This is a genomic window from Nitrobacter winogradskyi, from assembly GCF_006539545.1.
GTDB classification, from domain to species: Bacteria; Pseudomonadota; Alphaproteobacteria; order Rhizobiales; family Xanthobacteraceae; genus Nitrobacter; species Nitrobacter winogradskyi_A.
In genome coordinates this window covers 26489-50836 of sequence record NZ_BJNF01000002.1, presented here as the reverse complement: position 1 = coordinate 50836, position 24348 = coordinate 26489, and the positions used below count along the sequence as shown (strand labels likewise).

The window sequence follows — 24348 nt, the reverse complement described above, 5'->3', positions numbered from 1 at the left end:
AAAACCGGTATCCACTTTTGCGGAATACGCGCTAGTGGTCCGATTCCAACATTTGCATCCCGGTTTGCCTCACTCCGGCCCGCGAGGCAACTTGGACGAGCCTGCGCGAGACGCTCGGATCGTGAAAAACAGCGAGCGAGATAACTTTACCTCACCGGTCGGAGCAGATACCGAAGACCGGTCCTCGCCCCGGATCGTGGTCATGCATCGCACGTCGATCAAGATATGAACATAGATTCATCATATGAACCGGAAATGGTCGACCCGGATGATACCCGGCCGATTCTGATCATTCCCTATATGTGGATCGGCGATTTCGTCCGTGGCCATACGGTGGTGCGGGTCCTCAAGCAGCGCTGGCCAAATCGACCGGTCGACCTGCTGGTGACAACGCTCTGCGCGCCGCTGGTGGATTACATGCCGGGGGTACGCGCCGGCGTGGTCTGGGACCTGCCCCGAAGCCGGCTGGCGCTGACACAACAGTGGGGTCTCGCCCGGCAGTTGCGCGCACGGGGGTATGGAACAGCCCTCGTCATGCCGCGCACCTGGAAATCGGCGATCGCCCCCACGCTGGCCGCCATCCCGGAGCGGGTCGGTTTTGTCGGCGAGGCACGTTTCGGCCTGATCAACCGCTGGCGCTGGGGCGAAAGAGCACTGCCGCGCATGATCGACCGCAAGGCGTCCCTGGCGCTTCCCGCCGGAGCAGCCCGGCCGCCTGAATGGCCCGCGCCGCAGCTTCGGGTATCCAGCGAAGATATCGCCCGCTGGCGGCAGGCGCAGGGACTGGGCGCGGGACCAGCGGTGGCGCTGGCGCCGGGGGCGGTCGGCCCGAGCAAGCGCTGGAGCTACTTTGCCGAAGCCGCCCGCGGACTGACTGAGCGCGGAATCGATATCTGGGTCGTCGGCAGCCCCAAGGAAAAGGCGCTGGCGACCGACATCGTTGCAACCGGGGGGCCTCGGGTCCGGGATCTCACGGGTCACGACCTACGAAACGGCATCCTGGCGATGGCGGGGGCCGCCATCGCCATATCGAACGACTCCGGTCTGATGCACGTTGCGGCTGCGATCGGAACGCCGACGATGGGAATCTTCGGGCCGACCAGTCCCTATCACTGGGGGCCCTTGAACGGCCTCGCCGCGACGATCCAGACGAAAACGCCACTCCCGTGCCAGCCGTGCCATCGTCCGGTCTGCACCAGGAACGACCATCGCTGCATGAAGGATATCCCCGCAGCCGAGGTGGTCGCCATCGCGGAACGGGTGCTTGCGGAGTCTAGGGAGCGCACCACGCCCTGATGCCACCATGCTTGCGTGGACATGACGCACTCATTACCACTGATATCCGTCACGGTGACAAAGGTGCGTCTTGAGCCAGAATCCGATCGCGGTCCATTTTCAGCAATCGCTGGCGGCTCTGCAACGCGCAGCCGACGACACGGCGCTGCTCGCCGCCGCAAGCGACATTGCTGTCACGATCATCGACGCGCTGCGTTCGGGAAACAAGGTGCTTCTAATCGGCAACGGCGGAAGCGCCGCCGACGCTCAACACATCGCCTCGGAGATCGTCGGGCGCTACAGGAAGGAACGCCCGGGCTACGCCGCCATCGCCCTGACAACCGATACGTCGGCCCTCACCGCCATCTCCAACGACTACGGCTTCGAGCGGATTTTCTGCCGGCAGATCGAGAGTCTGGGCCGGCCGGGCGATGTGCTGCTGGCGCTGTCCACCTCGGGACGATCACCGAACATTCTCACGGCGCTTGACGCCGCGCGACGGCTCGGACTTGTCACCGTCGGCTTCACCGGCCTCAAGGGGCAAAGCCTGCGGGAGGTTTGCGACCGCCTTTTCGTTGCGCCGAGTGACGACACCCCGGTGATCCAGCAGATCCACATGACCGCGGCTCATGCGATCTGCGATACCGTCGAGCGCGCGCTGGCGGATGGAGGCAGCGGCACGTGAGGCGCGCCGATATCGTTCCGGCTTCCGGGCCGGCTGCGTTTCTCGATCGCGACGGCGTCATCAATCATGACGACTGCTATATGGGTACCCAGGACCGCATCCGCTGGATGCCCGGCGTAGCCCCCGCTATCAGGCGGCTGAACGAGGCCGGCTATTTCGTTTTCATCTTCACCAATCAATCCGGAATCGCGCGCGGTTTCTTCAGTGAAGACAACGTTCGCGATCTGCACCTGTGGATGCAGTCCCATCTGGCGTCACAGGGCGCGCGGATCGACGACTTCAGGTATTGCCCGCATCATCCTGACGGCACCGTCGCCGGATATCTGGAAGATCATCCGTGGCGTAAACCGAAGCCCGGCATGATCCTCGACCTGATGCGGCACTGGCCGGTGCTGCGTCAGGGCAGTTTCGCGATCGGCGACCGCGACAGTGATATCAAAGCCGCGACCGACTCGGGAATTCCGGGCTTCCTGTTTCCCGGCGGCGACCTCGACGCATTCGTCGCGCGGGTGCTCGCGGAGATATCCGATGCGATCACACCACGTATCTAAGCAAGCAACCCCTCCGCGGCATCGATCACCTGCCCCGCTGGGGGCGGACCGCTCTTGCCGCCAAGGACCGCCATGCGGCCGGTGCCGACCGGCCCCGTCAGGCCGGGATCGGTACTGACATAGATGCCGATGAGCGGCACCCGATAGGCTGCGGCGAGATGCATCAGACCGGTGTCAACGCCGATCACCAACGCCGCATTGCCGATCATCTGCGCGGTCAGATCGAGACTCTGGCGCGGCTGGACACGACTTCCCGCGATTTCTCCTGACAGCCGCTCGGATAACAGGCGCTCGGCCTCGGTGCCCCAGGGAAGCACGGCCTGCAATCCGTTCGTCTGCAGCCAGCGACCGGTTTCGATCCAGTCCTCCACGCGCCACGTTTTCGAGAGCCGGGAGGTGCCGTGAAGCAGTACGACGTAGCGCTGACCACCCATCCGCGCCGGAGAATTGAGACCATAATCGACATCCCCGGTTGGTTCGTACCCAAGCGAGAGACCTGTCAGGATCCGGTTGCGCGTCACGGCGTGAAGATCGCGACCGACCGTGTGCCGGACATCGTAGAAACGCGCGGCCAATGGTTCGCGAATGCTGCGCGCATCGTAGCCGTGACGCGCGCCGCGCGCGACGCGCGTCATGATCGCGGATCGGATCAGGCCCTGGGTATCGATCACCTTTTCGAACGACTGCCGACGCAGCCACGTCCGGAACGCGCCGATCTCGCGCCACGTGGCGATGGCTCCGAGTTGCGAACGCCAGCGCCGCGTCGCGACAGGAATGACATCAGCGACCGACGGGTGCAGCCGCACCAGCGGCGCGAACGCCTCCTCGACCAGCCACGTCAACCGCAACCGCGGACATGTGCGCGCCGCATCGACGATTGCCGGCATCTGATGCACAATGTCGCCGAGCGAGGATGTCTTGATGATGAGAACGTCGGTCATCGGCTGCCGCAGGGCCAGGGAAGAACCTGTTCCCGTTACAGTTTGGCAACCATAATGTCGAATCCCGAGGTCGGACGGACGAAATCCGGCCGATCACGGTCATGCTATACGGCAATTCCATCCTTTTATGGGAAACTTGGGCGACCGCGGTACCCGCCGCACAACTGAGGCGAAAGGAGCAGATATGACCGTGCTTGTTACCGGTGGCGCCGGCTACATCGGCAGTCATATGGTGCTCGCGCTGGCCGAGGCCGGCGAGAATGTCGTCGTGATCGACAACCTGTCCACCGGATTCTCGTCGGCGCTCCCCGAGGGCGTGCCGCTGTTCATCGGCGACGCCGGGGACGAAAATCTTGTCGAGAACGTCATCGCCCAGCACGGCATTGAAAGCATCATTCACTTCGCGGGTTCCGTGGTGGTGCCCGATTCGATGCGCGATCCGCTCGCCTACTATCGCAACAACACGATGACGACCCGCAGCCTGCTGAACGCCGCCGTCAAATGCGGCGTCAACCGCTTCATCTTCTCATCGACCGCCGCCGTCTACGGCAATCCCGACCAGATGCCGGTCGCGGAAGAGGCGCCGACCCGGCCGCTCTCTCCTTACGGGTCGTCGAAGCTGATGACGGAAATCATGCTGCACGATGTCGCATCCGCTCACGACCTGAATTACGTCGTGCTGCGCTACTTCAACGTCGCGGGCGCCGATCCGCAGGCGCGGATCGGGCTGCAGACCGCGGGCGCCACACATCTTCTGAAGATCGCGGTTGAAGTCGCGACCGGTCAGCGCGCCAAGATCGACGTGTTCGGCACCGACTATCCGACGCCCGATGGAAGCTGCATTCGCGACTTCATCCATGTCAGCGATCTGGCGCAGGCCCATCGCGCCGCGCTGACGTACCTGCGAAACGGCGGAGGCTCGACCACGCTGAACTGCGGATACGGACGCGGCTACTCGGTTCTGGAAACGATCGAGGCTGTGCGCCGGGTCTGCGGCCGCAACTTCGCGGTTCACTATTCCGATCGCCGCCCCGGCGACATCATGACCATGATCGCCGATACGACCCGGATTCGCGCGGCGCTCGCCTGGGAAGAGAAGCTGGCGCAGCGGCACGCCACCGATGCGCTCGCGGTATCGGCCTGACAAGCCGGACGAAACCGGTTTTGGCTTGAAAAAGGCCGCTATTGCGGGCATTGAATCGGAGCTTTCGCAACACCCCTGACGCGCGGGCGACAACCGATTCACGGCGTCAATGGAACGCGATGACCGAGCCTCCGAAGAAAATCACCGATGATCCCTATGGCGCGGCCATCCTTATCCGCCGCCTGGTCACGGAACAGGGCATGGCCTATTGGCGGCGCTACCTCGCCGCATTCGTGCTGATGGCCGTCTCCGCGGCGGCGACGGCGACCTCGGCCTATCTGCTCGGTGAAGTCATCAATCAGGCTTACGTGGACCGCAATGTGAGCGGCATTTTCATGCTGTCCACCGTGGTGCTCGTCATCTTCGTGGCCAAGGGCGCGGCGACCTACGGTCATTCCGTGATCCTGTCCCAGATCAGCAACGCGATCCTCGCCAATAATCAGCGCCGCCTGTTCGCCAAGCTGATGAGCGAGAGCATCGGCTATTTTTCACAACGACATTCATCGGAATTTCTCGCGCGGCTCACGGCCGGCGCGACCTCGGTGACACAGGTGCTCAGCCTGCTGATCAATGCCGTGGGGCGCGATCTGCTGTCGCTGATCGCACTCGTCACCGTGATGGTGATGCAGGATCCATATATGTCGCTGTTCGGCGCGCTGGTGGCGCCGCCCGCGATGATCGTGCTGCGCAAGCTGGTGAAGCGCATCAAGGGACTGGCGCACAGCCAGTTCCATGGCACCGCCGACATCATGGAGACGATGCAGGAGTCGCTGCAAGGCATTCGGACCGTCAAGGCGTTCACGCTCGAACAGACCATGCGCGAGCGGATCGACGCCAGCATCACCGCCGTCGAGCAGACCAACAACAAGATGGCGCGGGTCTCGAACCGAGCCAGCCCGCTGATGGAAACGCTCGGCGGTTTCGCCATCGCCGGCGGGCTGATGTATGGCGGCTATCGCGTCGTCGCCATGGGCGCGACGCCGGGCCAGTTCTTTTCCTTCCTCACCGCCTTTCTGCTGGCCTATGAGCCCGCCAAGCGGCTGGCCCGTCTCAACATCGAACTCAACAGCAGCCTGATCGGCGCGCGCAAGCTGCTTGAGATCGTGGACAGCCCCGCCAGCGAACCCGACGACAGCGACAAGCCTGCGCTGCAATTGACCGACGCCCGCGTCGAGTTGCGGGATGTCACATTCGCCTATCGCCCGGACGAACCCGTTCTCAAGCGCATGAGCTTCATCGCGGAGCCGGGCAGGATGACGGCGCTGGTCGGCCCATCGGGCGGCGGAAAATCCACCGTGCTGGCGCTGCTGTTGCGCCTGTATGAAGTCACCGACGGCGATATCCTGATCGACGGACAGTCCATCTCCGGTGTTTCGCGGACATCGCTACGCCGGCAGACAGCCTATGTCGGTCAGGATGTCTACCTGTTCCGCGCGACGATCCGCGAGAACATCGCGTTCGGCCGCCCTGGCGCTACCGAGGACGAGATCGTCGCGGCGGCGAAAGCCGCCTGCGCCCACGACTTCATCACGGGCTTTCCGCTCGGCTACGACACCCCTGTGGGCGAGCACGGCACCCAGCTCTCCGGCGGACAGCGCCAGCGCATCGCCGTGGCGCGCGCGCTGATCAAGGACGCGCCGATCATCCTGCTCGACGAGGCCACCGCCGCGCTCGATTCGGAATCCGAAAAGCAGGTGCAGGAAGCGATCGAGCATCTGTGCCGAGATCGCACCACGATCGTGATCGCGCACCGCCTGCACACCATTATGCATGCCGACGCCATTCTCGTGGTCGAGAACGGCGAGGTCGTCGAGCGCGGTCGCCACGACGACCTGCTGCGAAGCGGCGGACGCTATGCTTCGTTCTTCCGTCTGCAGCATCGGGAGACAGCGCCGCTGACGCTGGCTCCCCTGAGCGCGTCGGCTTAGAGCCTTTCCGCTTCTGACGGAATCAAAAGCGGGGCTCCACGATTTTAATCTGTCGCATTTTCTTCACGCGAATCCGTATCCGCTTCGCTCGAAAACGCTATGATGTCATCGTACCTGCCCGCGGTGACGATCTCATCGCGCAAGCGCAGGCAGAGCGGAGAGCACCGCATGAGCGCATCGCCGTTTGTGATTCCAGAGCCGCCCCGACCTGTCATCGCGGTCGCGGGCGACGACGGATTTTTTCCGGTCCGCCGCATCTGGTGCGTCGGCCGTAACTATCTCGACCATATCCGCGAGCTGGGCAACGACGAACGCACTCCGCCTTTTTTCTTCGCGAAACATGCCGACATGATCGAGGCCGACGGCGCGACCATTCCCTATCCGCCTCTCACCCATGATCTACATCACGAAGTCGAGCTGATCGTCGCGATGAAGAGCGGAGGCCTGCGCATCCCGGCTGATGCCGCGCTCGATCACGTCTACGGCTACGCGGTCGGCATCGACCTCACCCGGCGCGACCTGCAAAACGCCGCGCGCAAGAAGGAGCAGCCGTGGGAGATCGCAAAATCGTTCGATCACGCCGCGCCATGCAGCGCGCTGCAACCGGCAGCGAAAATCGGCCATCCGTCGAAGGGCCGTATCTGGCTCTCGGTCAACGGCAAGGAAGCTCAGTCCGGCGATCTCGCGCAGATGATCTGGAACGTGCCGGAGATCATCGCGCAACTTTCGAAACAGGTCTCGCTTGAAGCCGGCGACATCATCATGACCGGTACGCCGGCCGGAGTCTCCGCCTTGCATCCGGGCGACCATATCGAATGCGGCTGCGACGGCGTCGGTACATTAAAGATAACGATCGGCCAGCCTGCGGCCTGAACGTCCTCGACACGGCACTTCGGAAGATCGGCTATCCCTCGATCAGCTTCAGCCACTCGTCCTCGGAGATCACTTTCACGCCGAACTTCCCGGCATCCTTAAGCTTCGATCCGGCTCCGGGACCGGCCACAACAAGATCGGTCTTCTTCGACACCGAGCTGGACGTTTTTGCGCCCATGCGCTCGGCCGATGCCTTTGCTTCATCTCGCGTGAATTTTTCCAGCGAGCCTGTGAACACGACTGTCTTGCCTGCCACGGCCGAGTCGCTGCGAGCCTGCGCGACCGGCAGCACTTCGATTTCCTCAAGCAGATCGTTCAGCGCTTTGACGTTGCGCGGCTCGGCAAAGAACTCGACCACCGCGTCGGCCACGATATCGCCGATGCCTCCGATGTTGGTGAGATCGGCATAGGCCTCGGAATCATTGCCCTCATCGGTCTGCGCCGCCGCGGCTTCCGTCATGGCGCTGCGAAAACTTTCGATACTGCCGTAGTGTCGCGCCAACAGCTTGGCGTTGCCCTCGCCGACGTGGCGGATGCCGAGCGCGAAGATCAGCCGGTTGAGTTCGATCCCGCGGCGCGCGTCGATCGCCGCGAACAGGTTGCGCACCGAGACTTCGCCATAACCTTCGCGATCGCGCAGTTTCTTTGTCGCGCGCGTATCACGCTTCCGCAGCGTGAAGATATCGACCGGGTGCATGACAAGACCGTCGTCGTAAAACTCCTGAATCTGCTTTTCGCCGAGACCGTCGATGTCGAAAGCAAGACGCGAAACGAAATGCTTGAGCCGCTCCACCGCCTGCGCCGGGCAGATCAGCGCGCCGGTGCAGCGGCGCACCGCCTCGCCCTCCTCGCGCACGGCGTGACCGCCGCAGATCGGGCACTTATTGGGAAACGCATACGGCTTCGCGCTCGCCGGGCGCTTGTCGATGATCACGCTGACCACTTGCGGAATCACATCACCGGCGCGCTGCACCACCACGGTATCGCCGACGCGAAGGTCAATACCGTCGCGGATCGGCTGGCCATCGTTGCCGACGCCTCTGATGTAATCCTCGTTGTGCAGCGTGGCGTTCTGCACCACCACGCCACCGACGGTGACGGGTTCGAGCCGCGCCACCGGCGTCATCGCGCCGGTACGGCCGACCTGGATATCGATGCCCCTGAGGATCGTCATCGCCTGCTCGGCGGCGAATTTGTGCGCGATCGCCCAGCGCGGGCTTCGCGACACGAAGCCGAGCCGCTCCTGCCAATCGAGCCGGTCGACCTTGTAGACCACGCCATCGATGTCGTAGCCGAGCGTGGCGCGCTGCTCGCCGATGCGGCGATAAAACGCCAGCACCTCATCGACGCTGTGGCACAATTCGATCAGCGGATTGACGATAAAGCCAACGTCCTTGAGCCACGCCAGCATGTCGTGTTGGGTACCGGCGGGCCGATCCGTCATCTCGCCCCAGGCATAGGCGAAGAACTTCAGCGGCCGTGACGCGGTGATCGCGACATCCTTCTGGCGCAACGAACCCGCCGCCGAATTGCGCGGGTTGGCGAACACGGTATCGCCAGCCTCCTGCTGCTTTTTATTCAGCGCGAGAAAGTCCTCTTTCAGCATATAGACCTCGCCGCGCAACTCGCAGGCGGTGGGGATGTTGTGGCCGTTCAGTCTGTGCGGCACGTCCGCGATGGTGCGGACATTCGCGGTCACGTCCTCGCCGGTGAAGCCGTCGCCGCGCGTCGCCGCACGCACCAGCTCGCCGTTCTCGTAACGCAACGACAGCGACAACCCATCGATCTTCGGTTCGGCGACGATGGCGGGAATGTCATCCGCGCCGAGTTTCAGAAAACGCCGGATGCGTTCGACGAATTCGGCAACCTCCTCGTCGCTGAAACCGTTGCCGAGCGACAGCATCGGCACCGCGTGCTGCACCTTCGCGAAGCCGCGCGCGGGCGCGGCGCCGACCGTCTGTGTTGGCGAACTTGCGGTGACGAGGTCCGGAAAGCGGGCCTCGATCGCTTCGAGCCGCCGCTGCAGCGCGTCGTAGGTAGCGTCGGAGACCGTCGGTGCATCCTGCTGATAGTAACGCTCGTTATGCGCCTCGATCTCAAGCGCGAGCCGTTTGTGCTCGACCCTGGCCTGCGACCTGGTGAGGGAATCGACGGGCGGAGGCACTTTGGACTTTGCCGCCATAGCGACTATCCCGCCGCTTTCAACAGCCGGTCCGCGGCGGCGCGAGCCTCCGCGGTGATCTCGGCTCCAGCAAGCATCCGCGCGATCTCCTCGCGGCGGTGATCCTCCGCCAGCGTCGCAACCCGCGTGGCGACGCGCTTGCCACGATCCAGCGCGTCTTTTGAGATCAGCAGATGTTGATCGGCGCGCACCGCGACCTGCGGCGCGTGTGTCACCGCCATCACCTGCACCTTGCAGGCCAAGCGCGACAGGCGCGCGCCGATGGCATCGGCCACCGCACCACCGACCCCGGTGTCGATCTCGTCGAACACCAGCGTCGGCGCCGAGCCTTTATCGGAGAGCACCACCTTCAGCGCCAGCAGGAAGCGTGACAGTTCGCCTCCCGATGCAACCTTCATCAGCGGTCCGGGCCGCGTGCCGGGATTGGTCTGCACCCAGAACTCGACGCGGTCGAAGCCTTGCGGTCCCGGCGTCGACGGGTCAGAGTCGATGTGCGTCGAAAATCTGGCGCGCTCAAGCTTCAACGGCGCAAGCTCTACATTGACGGTCTTGTCGAGCTTGTCCGCAGCCTTGGTGCGCGCCACCGAGAGTTTCGCAGCCGCCGCCGCATAACGTTTGTCGGCGTCGGCCGCTTCTTTCTCCAGAACAGTCAGTCGATCCGCGCCGGCGTCAATCAGCGCGACCTCCGCGGCATATTTTTTGGCAAGCGCGGCCAGGCCATCGACCGGCGTCGCATATTTTCGCGAGGCGGCGCGGAGCGCGAACAGCCGCTCCTCGATGCGCTCCAGTTCGGCCGGATCGAAATCGGCGGCGACGAGCGCTGCCGAAAGGTGCTGGTCCGCCTCCTCCAGTGCGTTGATGGCGGCGTCGATCGCCCTGACCGCGGGCTCGACCAGTTGCGGCGAACTCGCGGCACGCCGTTCGAGCCGTCGCACCGCCGCCGACAAGACGCTCACCGGCGAACCATGACCGCCGACGACGTCTTGCGCCTCGCGCAGGTCGGCCGCGATCTTCTCGCCCGCCATCATCGCGGCGCGACGTTCGGCAAGCGCGGTTTCCTCGCCGTCCTGCGGCGCGAGTCGTGTCAGTTCCTCGGAGGCATGACGCAGATACTCCGCCTCCTGCGCGGCGCGCTCCACGCCGGCGCGATGATCTTCAAGCGTCACGCGGGCGCGGCGACGCGCTTCCCACAGCACTTCCAGCGCGGCGACCTCGGTGTCCAGTCCGGCAAAGGCATCGAGCAGCCGGCGGTGAGTCGATGCATCGACCAGCGCCCGCTCGTCGTGCTGGCCATGAATCTCCACCAGCGTCGCGCCGACCGCCTTCAAGGTCTGCACGCTGATCGCCTGATCATTGATGAAGGCCCGGGTGCGGCCGTCGGCAAGCTGGACGCGCCGCAGAATCATCTCACCCGATTCTTCCGAAATAGAGTTCTCGATGTCATTGGCGGCAAGCATGGCGCAGGCCGGATGGTTCTTCGGAACATCGAACGTGGCCGTGACCTGCCCCTGCTCCGCGCCGTGGCGAACCAGCCCGGCGTCGCCGCGACCGCCGAGCGCCAGCGCAAAGGCGTCAAGCAGAATGGATTTTCCCGCGCCGGTCTCGCCGGTCAGCACCGCAAGACCGGAGGCGAACTCGATATCGAGCCGCTCGATCAGGACGATGTCGCGGATCGAAAGGCGCGCAAGCATGGGAGGCCGGTTCCTGCCAAAGGCCGTTGAGAAATGCGGAAAATCGTAATGCAGAGACTGGAGCCTGACCCAACTCCGTTGGACCGCACTTCAGCCCTATCCTTGTGACTGCGCATGATCTTATCCGAAAATCGGGATCATGCTCTAGCCGAGGCCCACCTTCCTGAACGCCTTGCTGATCCATGAACTCTTGTTTTCGCTGGGCTGGCTTCCACCCGACGTCACGAGACCGTAGGCGTCCTTGTACCAGTGGCTGTCCGGAAAATTATGGCCAAGCACGGCCGCGGCGGTCTGCGCCTCGGCAATGATTCCGATCGCCATATAGGCCTCGGTCAGCCGCGCCAGCGCCTCCTCGACATGCCGCGTTGTCTGGAAGCGCGTCACCACCGTCTTGAAGCGGTTGATGGCGCCCGTATAGTCACGCCGCTCCATGTAGTAGCGGCCGACCGCCATTTCCTTGCCGGCGAGCTGATCGCGCGCGCCCTGCAGCTTCTTCTTGGCCTCACCGGCATATTCCGATGTCGGATATTTGCGGATCACCTCTTCCAGGGAGCGCATCGCCTTCTCGGTACGAGCCTGATCGCGCGAGACATCGGCGATCTGATCGTAATTCGAAACCGCAATCAAATATTGCGCATAGGCTGCGTCCGGACTGCCCGGATGGAGCGTCACGTAGCGCGACGCGGAGCCGATGCACGTATCGTAATCGCCGGCCTGATAAGATGCATAGGCTGACATCAGCAGCGACTTCCGCGCCCACTCCGAATACGGGTGTTCGCGGTCCACCTCGTCAAACTTCTTCGTGGCCGCCTTGAGGTCGCTCTGTTTATTCATGAGGAACAAGCCCTCATTGTAGAGCTTGTCCGCCGGTTCGTCGCTGAAGGTCTCTTCGTCCTTCGCCGTGAACTTGTCCAGGAGCGGTCCGGTCCCGCACGCGGCCACGGTCACGGCTGCGAGTGCAAGACAGGTGGCGAGCCGCAGTTTCCGGCCAAGCCGCCCAAGAGAGGCGCGGTCCATGAAAGCGCTCCGTCCGAGCGCCATACGCTTAGCCAGCATTGGTGAAAATCCGAGGTCCGTCATCCGGCAATCCAGGCACTGGAGCAGTTCTCACTTCTGATTGAATCAGAAGTGAAGCTCAAGACATTGTTTTTAGAGCATTTTCCGGCCAAGTGGAATCCGGTTAGCGTGGAGAAAATGCTCTCAATCAAAAACTTGCACTTATTCTGATCGTAAAACCGGTATCCACTTTTGCGGAATACGCGCTCGATCACGACGGTGTTGGATCGATTCGATCCAACACCGTCGTGATCGATTCCAATATTTTGAGACGCGGGATGCGGGCGAAAAACCGCACCACACTCTTCCTCATCCCGCTCCAGGCGTTTTCTCACCGCGAAAGTCACTGTAAGCGTGCCACGCCCGAGGACTTCGCTCCGAAAACCCCATGGCAACGGGAATCCGCGCCTTGCACCGCGCTCCGTTTAGCCTAAAACCAACCGTCCACCAACGGGTAAGCAGGTATTTCGCCGGGATTAAGGCAGAACGGCCGGGCACGATCCGGTGAGGCCTGCGTTCCAGAAGGCTTGCCCGTACGAGCGGTCAAGGCACGAACACGGGTCGGCGCGCATACACGGCAGAACGACTTAGAGCGGCGGCCGATCAAATGGAATCAGCGCCGCCACTCCAGTTAATTGATTGAGCATCGGATTTATCCCGAAACCGGTTCCCACTTTCGGGTCCGATGCTCTAAATGAAGTGCGAGAGTTGAACAGTGCGAGACCCGGCCAAGGTCAGGACACGTTGGGACCATAGGCTGCAGCCATGCCGCCCACCATCCCGCCGACCATTTCGCCCTGACTGCGCGGACGCGACACCGGCTGATCCTCAACCACACGCCAGGCGGTCCGGTCGGCCATCAAAGCCGTGAGCACCGCGTGGTTGAGCTTGTGCCCGCCGCGCGCCGAGCGATAGCCGCCGATCAGCGGCAACCCGGCAAGCGCCAGATCGCCGATCGCATCGAGAACCTTGTGTCGTACGCACTCGTCGGCATAACGCAGGCCACCGGTATTCAACAGGCGCTCGTTATCGAACACCATCGAGTTTTCCAATGACGCACCCAGCGCATAACCCGCGCTTCGGAGCCTTTCGACATCGTTCATGCAACCGAAGGTTCTCGCCCGGCTGATTTCACGCCGAAAACTCTCGGGATTAAGATCGATGGAATAATCCTGATGACCGATCACCGGATTGGTGAAATCAATCTCGACCTCGATACGAAAACCGCGCTTGTAAGGTCGGAGTTCGCCGACCGCCTCGCCCTTCGTCACTCGAACCGGTTTTAGAATCTGGATGAAGCGGCGCGCCGCCGACTGCTCGACAATCCCTGCCTGATCTATCGCGGCGACGAAGGCCGCCGAGCTGCCGTCCATAATCGGCACTTCAGGTCCGTCGATCTCGATGGTCGCATTGTCGACGCCAAGGCCACGCAGTGCAGCAAGAACGTGCTCGGCGGTGGAGACAAGAGAACCTTGCTGATCGCCCAGGACAGTGGCAAGTTTGGTTGACGTGACGGATCTCGCAGCGGCCTGCACCCGGCGCTCGGTTCCATCAGGAGAGGTGCGGATAAAAACGAAACCCGCATCGATCGACGCAGGTCCCAGGGTCAGGTTGGCCGGTAATCCGGAATGAACGCCGACACCCGTCACGGTGGCTCGCGAACGAAGCGTCGTCTGGCGATTGAATCTCATAGAGCCTGGCCCAAGTGACTTATCCCGAACGCCGAATTCTCGCCTGAAAGGCTGAGAATCGATTCGTGATCCCCAAAGTCACGCCTAAAACATACCGGCAGTCCTAAAGCGCGCAACTCACGCTTCTTTACCAATTGTTACCCCATCTCCGCCGTAATCACGCCGCCTCATGACCAAATATAGCGCGGGACGGTGACCCTACAGCGGACCTCGATAAAATTAATTTTTGATGAATTTTCAGTGCGATACAGAACAAAATCAAGATAACGGATGATAAGAAAAAGGGCTCCGGCCTGCAAGGACGGAACCCTTTCCAGTTTCAGTTTGTTACAGGTTTTCAGTTTGCCTGGCGGCGGAGAAAAGCGGGGATATCGAGATGATCGTCGCCCTGTGGCGCAGGCGCAACAGGAGCCGGACGGCCGTGGGCGTCGAGACCCTTCGGCGGCGGCCGGCGAGCGTACTCTGATACCGGATCGTTGCCCATCTGCTCGGCGACGCTGCGCTGCGGCCGACGCTCCGGCAATGGCGGCATCTGGGCCATGGCCGGCCCGGCGTCGCGACCCGCGATCGGCGGCTCGGCGTCCTGATCGCGCCGGCCGAGGCCGACATTGGCGAGACGCTGCAACAGTGACAGCCGGCTCTTCTGCGGATGCTCTTCCTCGACCTCGCCACGAGCCTGACGGATTTCATTCTGCGCCGGCATCGGAAGCTCCTCCATCCTCGGCATCCGTGCCGCACGGAGCGGAGCACGCTCCGCCGGCTGCGGGATGAAGGTTTCCGGCACCGGCGGCTCCTGCTGCTCGCGCGGCGCGGGTTCATGATCCGGGAACAGCGTCGGCTTCTGCGCGATCGGCCGAACGGTGACGTCGCCATAGGAGGCCGGCTGCACGGGAGCCGGAGCGGCCGGCGGCGGAGCCGGCTCGGCGACCGCCGCGGCAATCGCCTCCAGCGCCGCTCGATCGACATTGGCGGCGGATGGGGCGGCCTGGATCGGGGTTGAAGCGGCTGGAGCTTGAGCTTGAACTTGAACCTGGGCCGGGGCCGGCTGAACGGCGGGACGGGGCTCGATGGGTTTCTGGGCAAGGCTGGCGGAAGCACGCTTGTTATCCTCGCGAAGCTTCGCAGACAGTTCGGCCGCGCGCGGGTCGAGCGCCGCGGATCCCGTCTTCATTGCCGGGGTGGCCGCAGCGCGCGCGATCGTGCCCTGGTCGATGCCGGTCGCGACCACCGACACCCTGATGATGCCGTCGAGACTTTCGTCGAAGGTGGCGCCGACGATGATATTCGCGTCCTGATCAACTTCCTCGCGAATCCGCGTGGCGGCTTCGTCGACCTCGAACAAAGTGAGATCCTTGCCGCCGGTGATCGAAATCAGCAGCCCCTTGGCGCCCTTCATCGAACTGTCGTCGATCAGCGGGTTGGCGATCGCCGCTTCGGCTGCGGTGAGCGCACGCTTCTCGCCGGACGCCTCCCCGGTGCCCATCATCGCCTTGCCCATCTCGCGCATCACCGCGCGGACGTCGGCGAAGTCGAGGTTGATCAAGCCTTCCTTCACCATGAGGTCGGTGATGCAGGCGACGCCCGAGTAAAGCACCTGATCGGCCATCGCGAAGGCGTCGGCGAAGGTGGTCTTCTCGTTCGCGACCCGGAACAGATTTTGATTGGGAATGATCAGCAGCGTGTCGACCACCTTGTGCAGCTCACCGATCCCTGAGTCGGCGGTGCGCATGCGCCGTTGGCCCTCGAAGTGGAACGGCTTGGTGACGACGCCGACGGTCAGAATCCCCATTTCGCGCGCCGCCTTGGCGATGACGGGCGCGGCGCCGGTGCCGGTGCCGCCGCCCATTCCGGCCGTGACGAACACCATATTCGCGCCCGAGAGGTGGTCGCGAATTTCGTCGATGACTTCCTCCGCCGCGGCAGCGCCGACATCGGGCTGCGAGCCCGCGCCGAGACCCTGGGTGACCTGGGTGCCCATCTGGATAATGCGCTGCGCCTTGGACATGGTCAGCGCCTGCGCATCGGTGTTGGCCACCACGAAATCGACCCCGACCAGCCCGGCCGTGATCATGTTGTTGACCGCGTTGCCGCCTGCGCCGCCGACGCCGAACACAGTGATCCGCGGCTTCAGCTCGTGAATATCGGGAACGTTGAGATTGATGGTCATGGTTGCCTCTCGATTACACGCGCGGTGTCGCTATGCCGGCGGCCGTCGACCGCGGAGTTGATGGGAATCTGCAATTCGGCGGAAAGTTCATCAGAAGCCCTCCCGGAGCCATCGTCCGACCTTTCCGAAATAGCCGTCCGTCCCGGTGCGAACCTGCCGCGTGCGCCGCGGCTCGACATGTTCCAGATGTGCGTATTGCGGATACACCAGCAGCCCGGTGGGAACGGAGAACGAAGCGCTCTTGGCCTCGTTGGGCAGGCGGCCGAAGCCGAGGGGACGGCCGATGCGGACCGGACGGCCGAGAACGCGCGAGGCGAGTTCAGGAACGCCAGTCAACTGCGACGCCCCACCGCTCAGCACGACGCGCGCGCGCGGCTCGGCAGCAAATGGGGAATCCGCGAGCCGGTCCCTGACCATCTCAAAAATCTCCTCGACACGCTGACGAACGATGTTGGCGATGGTCGCGCGTGACACGACCTGAGGCGCGTCACAGTCACTGTCTCCGGCCGCGGGAACCGTCATCAGCTCACGAACATCCGAGCCACCCGTCAGCACCGTGCCATATAACGTCTTGATTCGCTCGGCATCCGCAATGCACGCTCCCAATCCACGGGCAAGATCCATCGTGACGTGATGTCCGCCGATGGCAAAACCGCTCGCATAGATAAAGCGTCCCGCGGAATAGACCGCGATGGTGGTGGTTCCCGCCCCCATCTCCACGACGGCAGCGCCGAGATCGACCTCGTCGTCGGTCAGTACCGACAGGCCGGCCACATAGGGGCTGGCCGCCATGGCTTCGACGGTGAGATGGCAGCGTTCCACCGCCAGCATCAGGTTTTTCGCGACGGTCGCCTCGGAGGTCACGACGTTCATGTCGACGCCAAACCGGCGCGCGACCATGCCTCGGGGATCGCGGATGCCCTTCACGCCGTCGAGCGAATACCCGGCGGGCAGCGCGTGAAGCACCGTGCGTCCGGGCGCCGTGGCGTGATGCATGCCGGTCGACGTGACCCGGCTGATATCGGACGGCGTGACCGCGCCGCCCTGAATGTGGGAGGCCGCTTCGATCAACTGGCCTTGCAACCGCCCTGCTGATACCGGCAACAGCACGGATTCGACCCGGACCTTCGCCATCTGCTCGGCCAGCGATACAGCCTGGCGAACCGCCTGCTCGCATTGGGCGAGATCGGTCACGGCGCCGGCCTTCATGCCGCGTGACTGGATCTGGCTGTAGCCGATCAACTCCACCGCATGAGTTCGTCCGCGCAGCGCATCGTTCGGCGCGCTCGGCCGCAACCTTGCGATCATGCAGGCGATCTTGCTGGTGCCGATGTCCAGCGACGCCACCAGCGCGCTGCGATTGCGCTGCATCGGCCGCATTTTCGGGGTCTGGCTGCGATCGAGGCTGGTCATGCGCTGCCGGCCTTTTTGCTGGACTTCTTGAGCTGCTCTTCGCGCGCCTTCGCGGCCTCTTCCGAGAGCCGCACGGTCAGGCGATCGGGAAACCGCATGTCGATTGCGGTGATGTCGCGCGACAGCAGCTTGTTCTCCCTGTCGTAGTCCACGAGCGCAGCGAGCGCGCGGCCGACGTCGTTCTCCGGAAGCCTGATGTCGAGCCCGTCCTTAAGCCGCAGATTCCAGCGTCGCTCGCCGACGAAGATCGCGGCCTTGAGCCGGCTGTTCACCACCGGATAGTTTGCCACCAGCGCGAGGAAATCCCTGGCGCGGGTTTCGGCCCCCTTGCCGACCACGAGCGGCAATGTCGCGAAGCGTTGCGAGACGTGAGGCGTGAGCACCATTCCATCGGCGGCGATCACCGCAAGCTTGCCGTTCTCCTGCCACAGCGCGAAGGGTTGACGCTCGGTGACGTCGATCTGGAGCGCGCCCGGATAAAGCTTCAACACCGTCGCATCCGCGATCCACGGATTGGCCTTCAGGCTGTCGCGCACGCCGGCGGCATCAAGGAACAGCAGGGATGAACGGCCGTTGACACCGCCCACCGCCAATACTTCTTCCTGCGTCAATTGCGTGCGGCCATTGATGGTGACGGACGTGATGCGGAAGCCCGCGGCGTTGGCAAGCGCATTGCGCGTGTCGTCCAGGGCCACGACGGCTTCATCGACATGGCCCCCCGCCACGACGCCGAGCGCGGCGCTGCCGCCGACCACGATGACGGTCATGATCGCGCCAAGCCGGCGCGGAGCATAGCGTTCAATAAAGGCGATCGCGCGGTTGGGATTTCTGGCGCGCGCGTCCAGACGTTCCGCCCGTGCGCGCTTCAGCCTGTCGATCTGTTCGCGCAACAGGATTGCGGCGCCGCTGGCGGCCCACCTGAGCAGGATGGCCTGCTTCAGCAGATCAGACGCCTTCAACAGGCCAGACCTGTACCCCGGCAATCTCAACGACCGATCGAGGCGTCCTCCACCATTCATCGCGCGCGCTCGTCACCGTTTCGTCCCGCCCCGCCCCAACCACGGCGCTGAACGCAGGAACCTCGAATAACCTTGGAGCGCGCGCAACGTCCCGGCGAATACCGGGCGGGGCGCCGACCTCCGGCAGGTCCGCTGTTCCCTCGATGCGGTCGGAAGCGGAAGTTCCGCAACAGTTCGCGCCCCGGCAGCCAAACGCCACACGCGCCGCCAGCGTTAACCTTGGGGCGTCCTGGTAAACAAAAGGTAAATGCGGTGCCAACAGACCGCATTTTAGCGCGATAAAAGAATGCCTTGCGGTTCTTCGGACCAGCCTGCCGGATGGAACCTGACATGCTCCGGCAGGTTCCCGCCGAGGGCGAACCGGCTCCCGCTTCCAACAAAACCGCTACAGGTTCGGCCGGACGGCCTTTTGGGCGAGCACGATCTGGTCGCGCAGAAAATCCGCGAACCCGATCCCCTGCGCATGAAGCGCTTTGGGATAAAGCGACGCCGCGGTGAGGCCCGGCAGGGTGTTGGTCTCCAGATAGACTGGTCCCTTGCCGGTCACGATGAAATCAGTGCGGGAATAGCCGCGGCAGGACAAGGCGCGATGCGCCCGCAGCGAGTGATCCATGATCTGGCTGGCGATCTCCGGCGCAAAACGTCCCGGACAGATCTCCTGCGTTGTCTTCGCCAGATATTTCGCGGCGTAGTCGAACGCACCCTCGGCCGGCACGATCTCGACCGGCGGAAGCGCGATGACCGGGCCGTCGGAATGCTCCAGCACGCCGCAGGTCGCCTCGACGCCCGACACGAAAGGTTCGATCACATAGTCTTCGGTCTTCGCCGCCTCGCGGACGGTGACGATATCCCGCGGCGCATTGACGAAGATCAGGCCATAGCTCGATCCGTCGCATGCGGGCTTGGCGACCAGCCGGCCGTGTTCGGCCAGCGCGCGATCAATGTTCTGCAGCGGAATGTGCGCCGGCGTGGGGACCCCGGCCGAGGCCACGAACCGCTTGGCCGCCACCTTGTCGAACGCAAGATGCGAGGCGGCCGAGCCGGATCCGGTAAAGGGGATGCCGCGAAGCTCGCACATCGCCTGAAGTTCACCGTTCTCGGCGCGGCCTCCGTGAAGGCCGAGCACCAGCACGCGGCCCTCCGCCCTGGCCCTGTCCAGCGCCCGTTCAAGCGGCGCGCCTGATCCGCCGGGAATGAACTCGTCCTCGAACGGCCGCGCATGATCCCGCAGCGTTTCGGATCGCACGTCGATGATTTCATCGCGAAGGTTCCAGAACCACAGATCGGCTTCCGGCAACGCGTGATGCAGCGCCTGCGCGCTCGCGACTGAAACGAGACGCTCTTTGTTGCTGCCGCCGAACAGAACGGTGATGCGCATGGGCCCTATTCGAGAGTCTGATTCAACTGCGTTAAATCAGACTCTCGCCTTATCTTTTGATTGAGCATGATCTCATCCGAAAACCGGTTTCCACTTTTCGGGATCATGCTTTAACCCGATCCTCTTGATTTCCCACTGCAGCTCGATACCGGAATGCTGTTTCACCCGCTCGCGTACGGTCTCCCCCAGGGTTTCGATGTCGCGCGCGGTGGCCTCTCCGGTGTTGATGAGAAAATTGCAGTGCATGTCAGACACTTGCGCGCCGCCGACGCGATGGCCGCGCATCCCGGCGGCGTCGATCAGTTTCCACGCGCTTTGCCCCGGCGGATTCTTGAACGTCGAGCCACCGGTCTTTTCGCGGATCGGCTGCACCGTCTCGCGGTGAGCCTGCACCTCGTCCATGCGCGCGCGGATCGCCTCCGGCTCGGCGATACGGCCACGAAATATCGCGCCGGTGAAGATGACGGAGGGATCGACTCCGCTCTTGCGATAGTCAAACGCCATGGCGGAATTGTCGAAGGTTATCCTTTCGCCATGGCGGCTGAGCGCGCGGGCTTCGACAAGAACATCCCTGGTTTCGCTGCCGTTGGCGCCCGCGTTCATCCGCAGCGCACCGCCGATGGTGCCGGGAATGCCGAAATAGAACTCAAGCCCGCTGATGCTGGCGGCAGCGGCCGCCTCCGCGACACGCCTGTCAAGCGCGGCGGCGCCGGCGCGCACGGCATCGCCCTCGATCGTGACCTCGCCGAAGCCGCGTGGCGGCAGGCGAATCACCACGCCCGGTAGCCCGCGATCGCGCACGATCAGGTTGGAGCCGACGCCGATGCAGCCAACCGGTATTTCCTCCGGCAGATGGCGCAGGAAATAAGCAAGGTCATCCTCGTCCGCCGGCGTGAACAGCGCCTGCGCCGGACCACCGACGCGAAACCAGGTCAACGGCGTCAGCGATTCGTTCGCCAGCAGCCGCCCGCGCAAGTCCGGCATCTGCGATTTCAGTTCTGGAACGATGTCGGGGAAGGTCATTGAAACCACCTACCGACTTAATAACTCAAAAGACGTGGATGGCCGGGACAAGCCCGGCCATGACGAACGTGTAGGTTGCCTTTCGGATCGGTGGAACGCAGGTATCGGATGGAAGCCTTGCTTCTCAACGCGTCATGGCCGGGCATAGCCGTTCGAAGAACGGCGTCGCTTCGCTCGCCTATGTCCCGGCCATCCACGTCTTGCAGAATTCCTGCATGAAAGGCGGATACGTTTATTTCCTGACCAATCGGCCGAACGGCATTCTTTATGTCGGCGTGACGAATGATCTCGTTCGGCGCGTCTTCGAACACCGGTCCGGATTCGTTGCTGGATTCACCAAGCGGCACTGTCTGAAGCGACTGGTTTATTTCGAAACCTTCGACGATATCCGCAACGCCATTCAGAGAGAACACAACATCAAGCACTGGCCCCGTGCCTGGAAAGTCCGGACAATTGTCGCGGTGAATCCCGAATGGGACGATTTGTATCCGACGATCGTCTGATCTCCTCATCCCAGCGCCTTCAATTCGCCGGGCAACGCATAAGCCCATTGCGTGATGTTGCCAGCGCCGAGGCACACGACGTAGTCACCCTGCTTCGCAAGACCGGCAATGATAGCCGCGAGCGCCGCGGATTCCGGCAGCGGCACCACCTCGCGGTGACCGTGGGCGCGCAGGCCGAGCACGAAGTGATCGCGATCGATTCCCGCGATCGGCGTCTCTCCCGCCGGATAGACTTCCGCGACGACAACGGTATCGGCGTCGTTGAAGCAGGTGCAGAAGTCCTCGAACAGCGCTTGCAGCCGCGTATAGCGATGCGGCTGCACCACCGCGATGACCCTGCCGTCGGTGGACTCGCGCGCCGCCTTCAGCACCGCTGCGATCTCGACCGGATGATGGCCGTAGTCGTCGATGACGGTGACGCCGTTCCACTCACCGGTTCTGGTGAAGCGGCGCTTGACGCCGCCGAAGGCCGCGAGCGCCTTGCGGATGGTCGCGTCGGGAATGCCCAGTTCATGCGCCACCGCGATCGCCGCCGTGGCGTTGAGCGCGTTATGCGGACCCGGCATCGGCAGCACCAGATCGGCAATCTCGTGCGCGGCGTCGGTCTTGCGGTTGCGGAACATGACCTTGAAATGCGAGCCGCCACCGTTCGGCGCGAGATCGACCAGCCTGACATCGGCCTGCGGATTCTGTCCGTAAGTGATGATACGCCGATCCTCGATCCTGCCGACCATGGCCTGCACCACCGGATGATCGATGCACATCACCGCGAAGCCGTAGAACGGCACGTTCTCCACGAACGAACGGAATGCGTCCTGCACGGCGTCGAATGTTTTGAAGTGGTCGAGATGCTCGGCGTCCACGTTGGTGACGATGGCGACATCGGTCGGCAGCTTGAGGAAGGTGCCGTCGCTCTCGTCCGCTTCCACCACCATCCACTCACCGGCTCCCAGCCGCGCGTTGGTGCCGTAGGCGTTGATGATCCCGCCATTGATGACCGTGGGATCGAAATCGCCTGCGTCCAGCAGCGTCGCAACCATGGAGGTCGTGGTGGTCTTGCCGTGTGTCCCGGCGATCGCGACGCAGCTTTTCAGCCGCATCAGCTCCGCCAGCATTTCCGCGCGGCGCACCACCGGAATGCGCTGCGCGCGCGCCGCCATCAGTTCGGGATTGTCGCGCTTGATCGCGGTTGAAACGACCAGCACGTCCGCGCCGTTCACGTTCTCCGCCTTGTGGCCGACCGTGACGTTCACGCCCTTCTCGCGCAGACGCACCACGTTGGCGCCCTCGGAAGCGTCCGAGCCCTGCACCGTGTAGCCAAGGTTGCACAGCACCTCGGCGATTCCGCTCATGCCGATGCCGCCGATGCCGACGAAGTGGATGGGGCCGATTTCGCGCGGCAGTCTCATGTCCGTCTCTCGTCCGAGTGATTCCCGCTAGTGTGGTGGTTCAGAAGTTCGCTTCATTGCCCCATCGAGTCCGTCAAGCGAACTTCTGAACCTAAACCACACTAGAATTATAAAAGTTGCTAGTGTCCCTTTGATTCCGAAGTTCGCATCAAATGTTGCGGCAAGGGTATACGAACTTCGGAATCGGGACACTAGCCGTGCCTGGCCTTATAGAGCGGGATGAGGAAAAGTGTGTAGCGGTTTTCCGCCCGCGTCTGCATCAAGCGATCAGGCGCCGGCTCGCGCCACGCGCATGACCAGATCCGCCAGCCGCCCGGCGGCGTCGAGACGGCCCACGGTGCGCGCCGCCGTCGCCATCGCCGCGAGCCGCGCCGGATCGGCAGCCAGCGCGGACAATTCCGCCGCGAGCCGGTCCGGAGTGAAATCAGGTTGCACGATGCGGATCGCGCCGCCGACGTCAGCCAGCACGCCGGCATTGGCGAACTGATCCTGATCGATCGCGCCCGGCAGCGGGACGAGGATCGACGGACGGCCGATCGCTCCGAGTTCAGCCACCGTACCCGCCCCCGAGCGGGATATGATGATGTGGCTCGACGCCAGCCGCGCCGGAAGATCGGCGAAGAACGGAGCGAGCTCCGCTTCGATCTCCAGCCGGTCATAGAGCGCGCGCACCCGCGCCATATCTTCGTCGCGCACCTGCTGCGTCAGAATCAATCGCTGCCGCAACGCCGGTTCGAGTCGCTCAATCGTGACCGGCACGATGTCGCTCATGACGCGCGCGCCCTGGCTGCCGCCGACCACGAGAACGCGCAGAGGAGCGCTCAAGCCTGGCGTCGCGAACGGAACGGCGGCGGCCGCGAGAATGGCGGGCCGCATTGGCGTGCCGGTCGTCGTTGTTTTGCCGGCCAGCGACGGCTCCCTGTCGAGCACGCCGGGCAGCGAGGTGGCGATGGCGCTGACACGCTTCGACAGAAGGCGGTTGGCGCGGCCCATGACCGCGTTGGAATCATGGATCACGGTCGGAATGCCCCTGACTTGCGCCGCGATCAGCGGGGGCACGGTGGGATAGCCGCCGAATCCGACCACGGCGGCGGGCTTCAGAACCCGCATCAGGTTGAAAGCGACGGCTGTGCCGGCCGCGAGCATCAGGCCGGTGCGCGCCAGCGCCCATGGAGAACGGCCGCGCACGGTCTCGCTCGGAACCACGTCGGTCATGTCTTTCGAGAACAGTCCGCTATAGCGCAGCGCGCGCGAGTCCGTCACCAGCCGCACGCGCAAGCCGCGCTTCATCAGTTCGACGCCGAGCGCCTCGGCGGGAAACAGGTGTCCCCCCGTTCCGCCGGCAGCGAGAAGGATAAGCGGTGCGGCGGTCATGGACTTCGACGTCCGAACGAAATGATCCTCGTGATGCTCGCGCTT

Annotated in this window: 20 protein-coding genes; 7 read left to right on the top strand and 13 right to left on the bottom strand. The window is 63.6% G+C overall.

What is annotated here, in order from left to right:
* Nucleotides 1–225: 225 nt before the first annotated feature.
* The 3 genes from waaF (at nt 226) to NWI01_RS00240 (ending at nt 2511) form a co-directional block, all read left to right on the top strand.
* Entirely contained in the window at nt 226–1296 is a 1071-nt protein-coding gene (gene waaF, locus NWI01_RS00250; RefSeq protein WP_181410306.1) for a lipopolysaccharide heptosyltransferase II, read from the top strand.
* A gap of 70 nt (nt 1297–1366) precedes the next feature.
* A complete protein-coding gene (locus tag NWI01_RS00245) occupies nt 1367–1960 on the top strand; it encodes a D-sedoheptulose 7-phosphate isomerase (RefSeq protein WP_141381750.1) in 594 nt (197 codons plus the stop codon).
* Entirely contained in the window at nt 1957–2511 is a 555-nt protein-coding gene (locus NWI01_RS00240; RefSeq protein ID WP_141381749.1) for an HAD family hydrolase, read from the top strand. The genes NWI01_RS00245 and NWI01_RS00240 overlap by 4 nt, the downstream gene beginning before the upstream one ends.
* On the opposite strand, the gene waaC is transcribed toward NWI01_RS00240, so the two are convergent.
* Nucleotides 2508–3452: a lipopolysaccharide heptosyltransferase I gene (gene waaC, locus NWI01_RS00235; protein ID WP_141381748.1), complete on the bottom strand. Its 945-nt coding sequence runs from the start codon at nt 3450–3452 to the stop codon at nt 2508–2510. The genes NWI01_RS00240 and waaC overlap by 4 nt on opposite strands.
* A 184-nt stretch (nt 3453–3636) precedes the next feature.
* Here waaC and galE point away from each other — a divergent pair, with 184 nt between their 5' ends.
* From galE to NWI01_RS00220, 3 genes are all read left to right on the top strand, one after another.
* A complete protein-coding gene (gene galE / locus NWI01_RS00230) occupies nt 3637–4596 on the top strand; it encodes a UDP-glucose 4-epimerase GalE (RefSeq protein WP_141381747.1) in 960 nt (319 codons plus the stop codon).
* A 119-nt stretch (nt 4597–4715) separates the two neighbouring features.
* A complete protein-coding gene (locus tag NWI01_RS00225; RefSeq protein WP_141381746.1) occupies nt 4716–6524 on the top strand; it encodes an ABC transporter ATP-binding protein in 1809 nt (602 codons plus the stop codon).
* Nucleotides 6525–6692: 168 nt separating this feature from the next.
* A complete protein-coding gene (locus tag NWI01_RS00220) occupies nt 6693–7397 on the top strand; it encodes a fumarylacetoacetate hydrolase family protein (RefSeq protein WP_141381745.1) in 705 nt (234 codons plus the stop codon).
* A 31-nt stretch (nt 7398–7428) separates the two neighbouring features.
* Here the strand turns inward: NWI01_RS00220 and ligA are convergent, their stop codons facing one another.
* From ligA to murB, 10 genes are all read right to left on the bottom strand, one after another.
* Nucleotides 7429–9579, bottom strand: coding sequence for an NAD-dependent DNA ligase LigA (gene ligA / locus NWI01_RS00215; RefSeq protein ID WP_141381744.1), 2151 nt, complete (start codon nt 9577–9579; stop codon nt 7429–7431).
* Between the two features lie 5 nt (nt 9580–9584).
* A complete protein-coding gene (recN, locus tag NWI01_RS00210) occupies nt 9585–11270 on the bottom strand; it encodes a DNA repair protein RecN (RefSeq protein ID WP_141381743.1) in 1686 nt (561 codons plus the stop codon).
* Between the two features lie 144 nt (nt 11271–11414).
* Nucleotides 11415–12311 (bottom strand): outer membrane protein assembly factor BamD, encoded by an 897-nt coding sequence (locus NWI01_RS00205; protein ID WP_141381937.1) that lies wholly within the window; start codon nt 12309–12311, stop codon nt 11415–11417.
* 35 nt (nt 12312–12346) lie between these two features.
* A complete protein-coding gene (locus tag NWI01_RS19260) occupies nt 12347–12673 on the bottom strand; it encodes a hypothetical protein (RefSeq protein ID WP_210242921.1) in 327 nt (108 codons plus the stop codon).
* Between the two features lie 387 nt (nt 12674–13060).
* Nucleotides 13061–14017: a UDP-3-O-acyl-N-acetylglucosamine deacetylase gene (gene lpxC / locus NWI01_RS00200; RefSeq protein WP_141381742.1), complete on the bottom strand. Its 957-nt coding sequence runs from the start codon at nt 14015–14017 to the stop codon at nt 13061–13063.
* Between the two features lie 337 nt (nt 14018–14354).
* Nucleotides 14355–16184 carry a cell division protein FtsZ gene (gene ftsZ, locus NWI01_RS00195; protein ID WP_141381741.1) on the bottom strand — a complete coding sequence of 610 codons (1830 nt, stop codon included), beginning with the start codon at nt 16182–16184 and terminating at the stop codon, nt 14355–14357.
* A gap of 90 nt (nt 16185–16274) precedes the next feature.
* Complete coding sequence (gene ftsA / locus NWI01_RS00190) at nt 16275–17597, bottom strand: cell division protein FtsA (protein ID WP_141381740.1); 1323 nt, start codon at nt 17595–17597, stop codon at nt 16275–16277.
* Complete coding sequence (locus NWI01_RS00185; RefSeq protein ID WP_141381739.1) at nt 17594–18616, bottom strand: cell division protein FtsQ/DivIB; 1023 nt, start codon at nt 18614–18616, stop codon at nt 17594–17596. The genes ftsA and NWI01_RS00185 overlap by 4 nt, the downstream gene beginning before the upstream one ends.
* A gap of 385 nt (nt 18617–19001) precedes the next feature.
* Entirely contained in the window at nt 19002–19994 is a 993-nt protein-coding gene (locus tag NWI01_RS00180; protein WP_141381738.1) for a D-alanine--D-alanine ligase family protein, read from the bottom strand.
* A 72-nt stretch (nt 19995–20066) separates the two neighbouring features.
* Entirely contained in the window at nt 20067–21017 is a 951-nt protein-coding gene (murB, locus tag NWI01_RS00175; RefSeq protein WP_141381737.1) for a UDP-N-acetylmuramate dehydrogenase, read from the bottom strand.
* A 215-nt stretch (nt 21018–21232) separates the two neighbouring features.
* On the opposite strand from murB, the gene NWI01_RS00170 reads away from it, so the two are divergent.
* Nucleotides 21233–21520, top strand: coding sequence for a GIY-YIG nuclease family protein (locus tag NWI01_RS00170; protein ID WP_141381935.1), 288 nt, complete (start codon nt 21233–21235; stop codon nt 21518–21520).
* Nucleotides 21521–21525: 5 nt separating this feature from the next.
* On the opposite strand, the gene murC is transcribed toward NWI01_RS00170, so the two are convergent.
* Together murC and NWI01_RS00160 are read right to left on the bottom strand one after the other, a co-directional pair.
* Entirely contained in the window at nt 21526–22929 is a 1404-nt protein-coding gene (gene murC, locus NWI01_RS00165) for a UDP-N-acetylmuramate--L-alanine ligase (RefSeq protein ID WP_141381736.1), read from the bottom strand.
* 267 nt (nt 22930–23196) lie between these two features.
* On the bottom strand, nt 23197–24303 hold the full coding sequence (locus tag NWI01_RS00160; protein WP_141381735.1) for a UDP-N-acetylglucosamine--N-acetylmuramyl-(pentapeptide) pyrophosphoryl-undecaprenol N-acetylglucosamine transferase: 1107 nt from the start codon (nt 24301–24303) through the stop codon (nt 23197–23199).
* Nucleotides 24304–24348: the final 45 nt, after the last annotated feature.

Excerpts from the sequence above, each read along its gene's own strand:
- waaF (WP_181410306.1), top strand. The coding sequence starts at position 226 with ATGAACATAGATTCATCATATGAACCGGAAATGGTCGACCCGGATGAT.
- waaC (WP_141381748.1), bottom strand. The coding sequence starts at position 3,452 with ATGACCGACGTTCTCATCATCAAGACATCCTCGCTCGGCGACATTGTG.
- galE (WP_141381747.1), top strand. The coding sequence starts at position 3,637 with ATGACCGTGCTTGTTACCGGTGGCGCCGGCTACATCGGCAGTCATATG.
- NWI01_RS00225 (WP_141381746.1), top strand. The coding sequence starts at position 4,716 with ATGACCGAGCCTCCGAAGAAAATCACCGATGATCCCTATGGCGCGGCC.
- NWI01_RS00220 (WP_141381745.1), top strand. The coding sequence starts at position 6,693 with ATGAGCGCATCGCCGTTTGTGATTCCAGAGCCGCCCCGACCTGTCATC.
- ligA (WP_141381744.1), bottom strand. The coding sequence starts at position 9,579 with ATGGCGGCAAAGTCCAAAGTGCCTCCGCCCGTCGATTCCCTCACCAGG.
- recN (WP_141381743.1), bottom strand. The coding sequence starts at position 11,270 with ATGCTTGCGCGCCTTTCGATCCGCGACATCGTCCTGATCGAGCGGCTC.
- NWI01_RS00205 (WP_141381937.1), bottom strand. The coding sequence starts at position 12,311 with ATGGCGCTCGGACGGAGCGCTTTCATGGACCGCGCCTCTCTTGGGCGG.
- lpxC (WP_141381742.1), bottom strand. The coding sequence starts at position 14,017 with ATGAGATTCAATCGCCAGACGACGCTTCGTTCGCGAGCCACCGTGACG.
- ftsZ (WP_141381741.1), bottom strand. The coding sequence starts at position 16,184 with ATGACCATCAATCTCAACGTTCCCGATATTCACGAGCTGAAGCCGCGG.
- ftsA (WP_141381740.1), bottom strand. The coding sequence starts at position 17,597 with ATGACCAGCCTCGATCGCAGCCAGACCCCGAAAATGCGGCCGATGCAG.
- NWI01_RS00185 (WP_141381739.1), bottom strand. The coding sequence starts at position 18,616 with ATGAATGGTGGAGGACGCCTCGATCGGTCGTTGAGATTGCCGGGGTAC.
- NWI01_RS00180 (WP_141381738.1), bottom strand. The coding sequence starts at position 19,994 with ATGCGCATCACCGTTCTGTTCGGCGGCAGCAACAAAGAGCGTCTCGTT.
- murB (WP_141381737.1), bottom strand. The coding sequence starts at position 21,017 with ATGACCTTCCCCGACATCGTTCCAGAACTGAAATCGCAGATGCCGGAC.
- NWI01_RS00170 (WP_141381935.1), top strand. The coding sequence starts at position 21,233 with ATGAAAGGCGGATACGTTTATTTCCTGACCAATCGGCCGAACGGCATT.
- murC (WP_141381736.1), bottom strand. The coding sequence starts at position 22,929 with ATGAGACTGCCGCGCGAAATCGGCCCCATCCACTTCGTCGGCATCGGC.
- NWI01_RS00160 (WP_141381735.1), bottom strand. The coding sequence starts at position 24,303 with ATGACCGCCGCACCGCTTATCCTTCTCGCTGCCGGCGGAACGGGGGGA.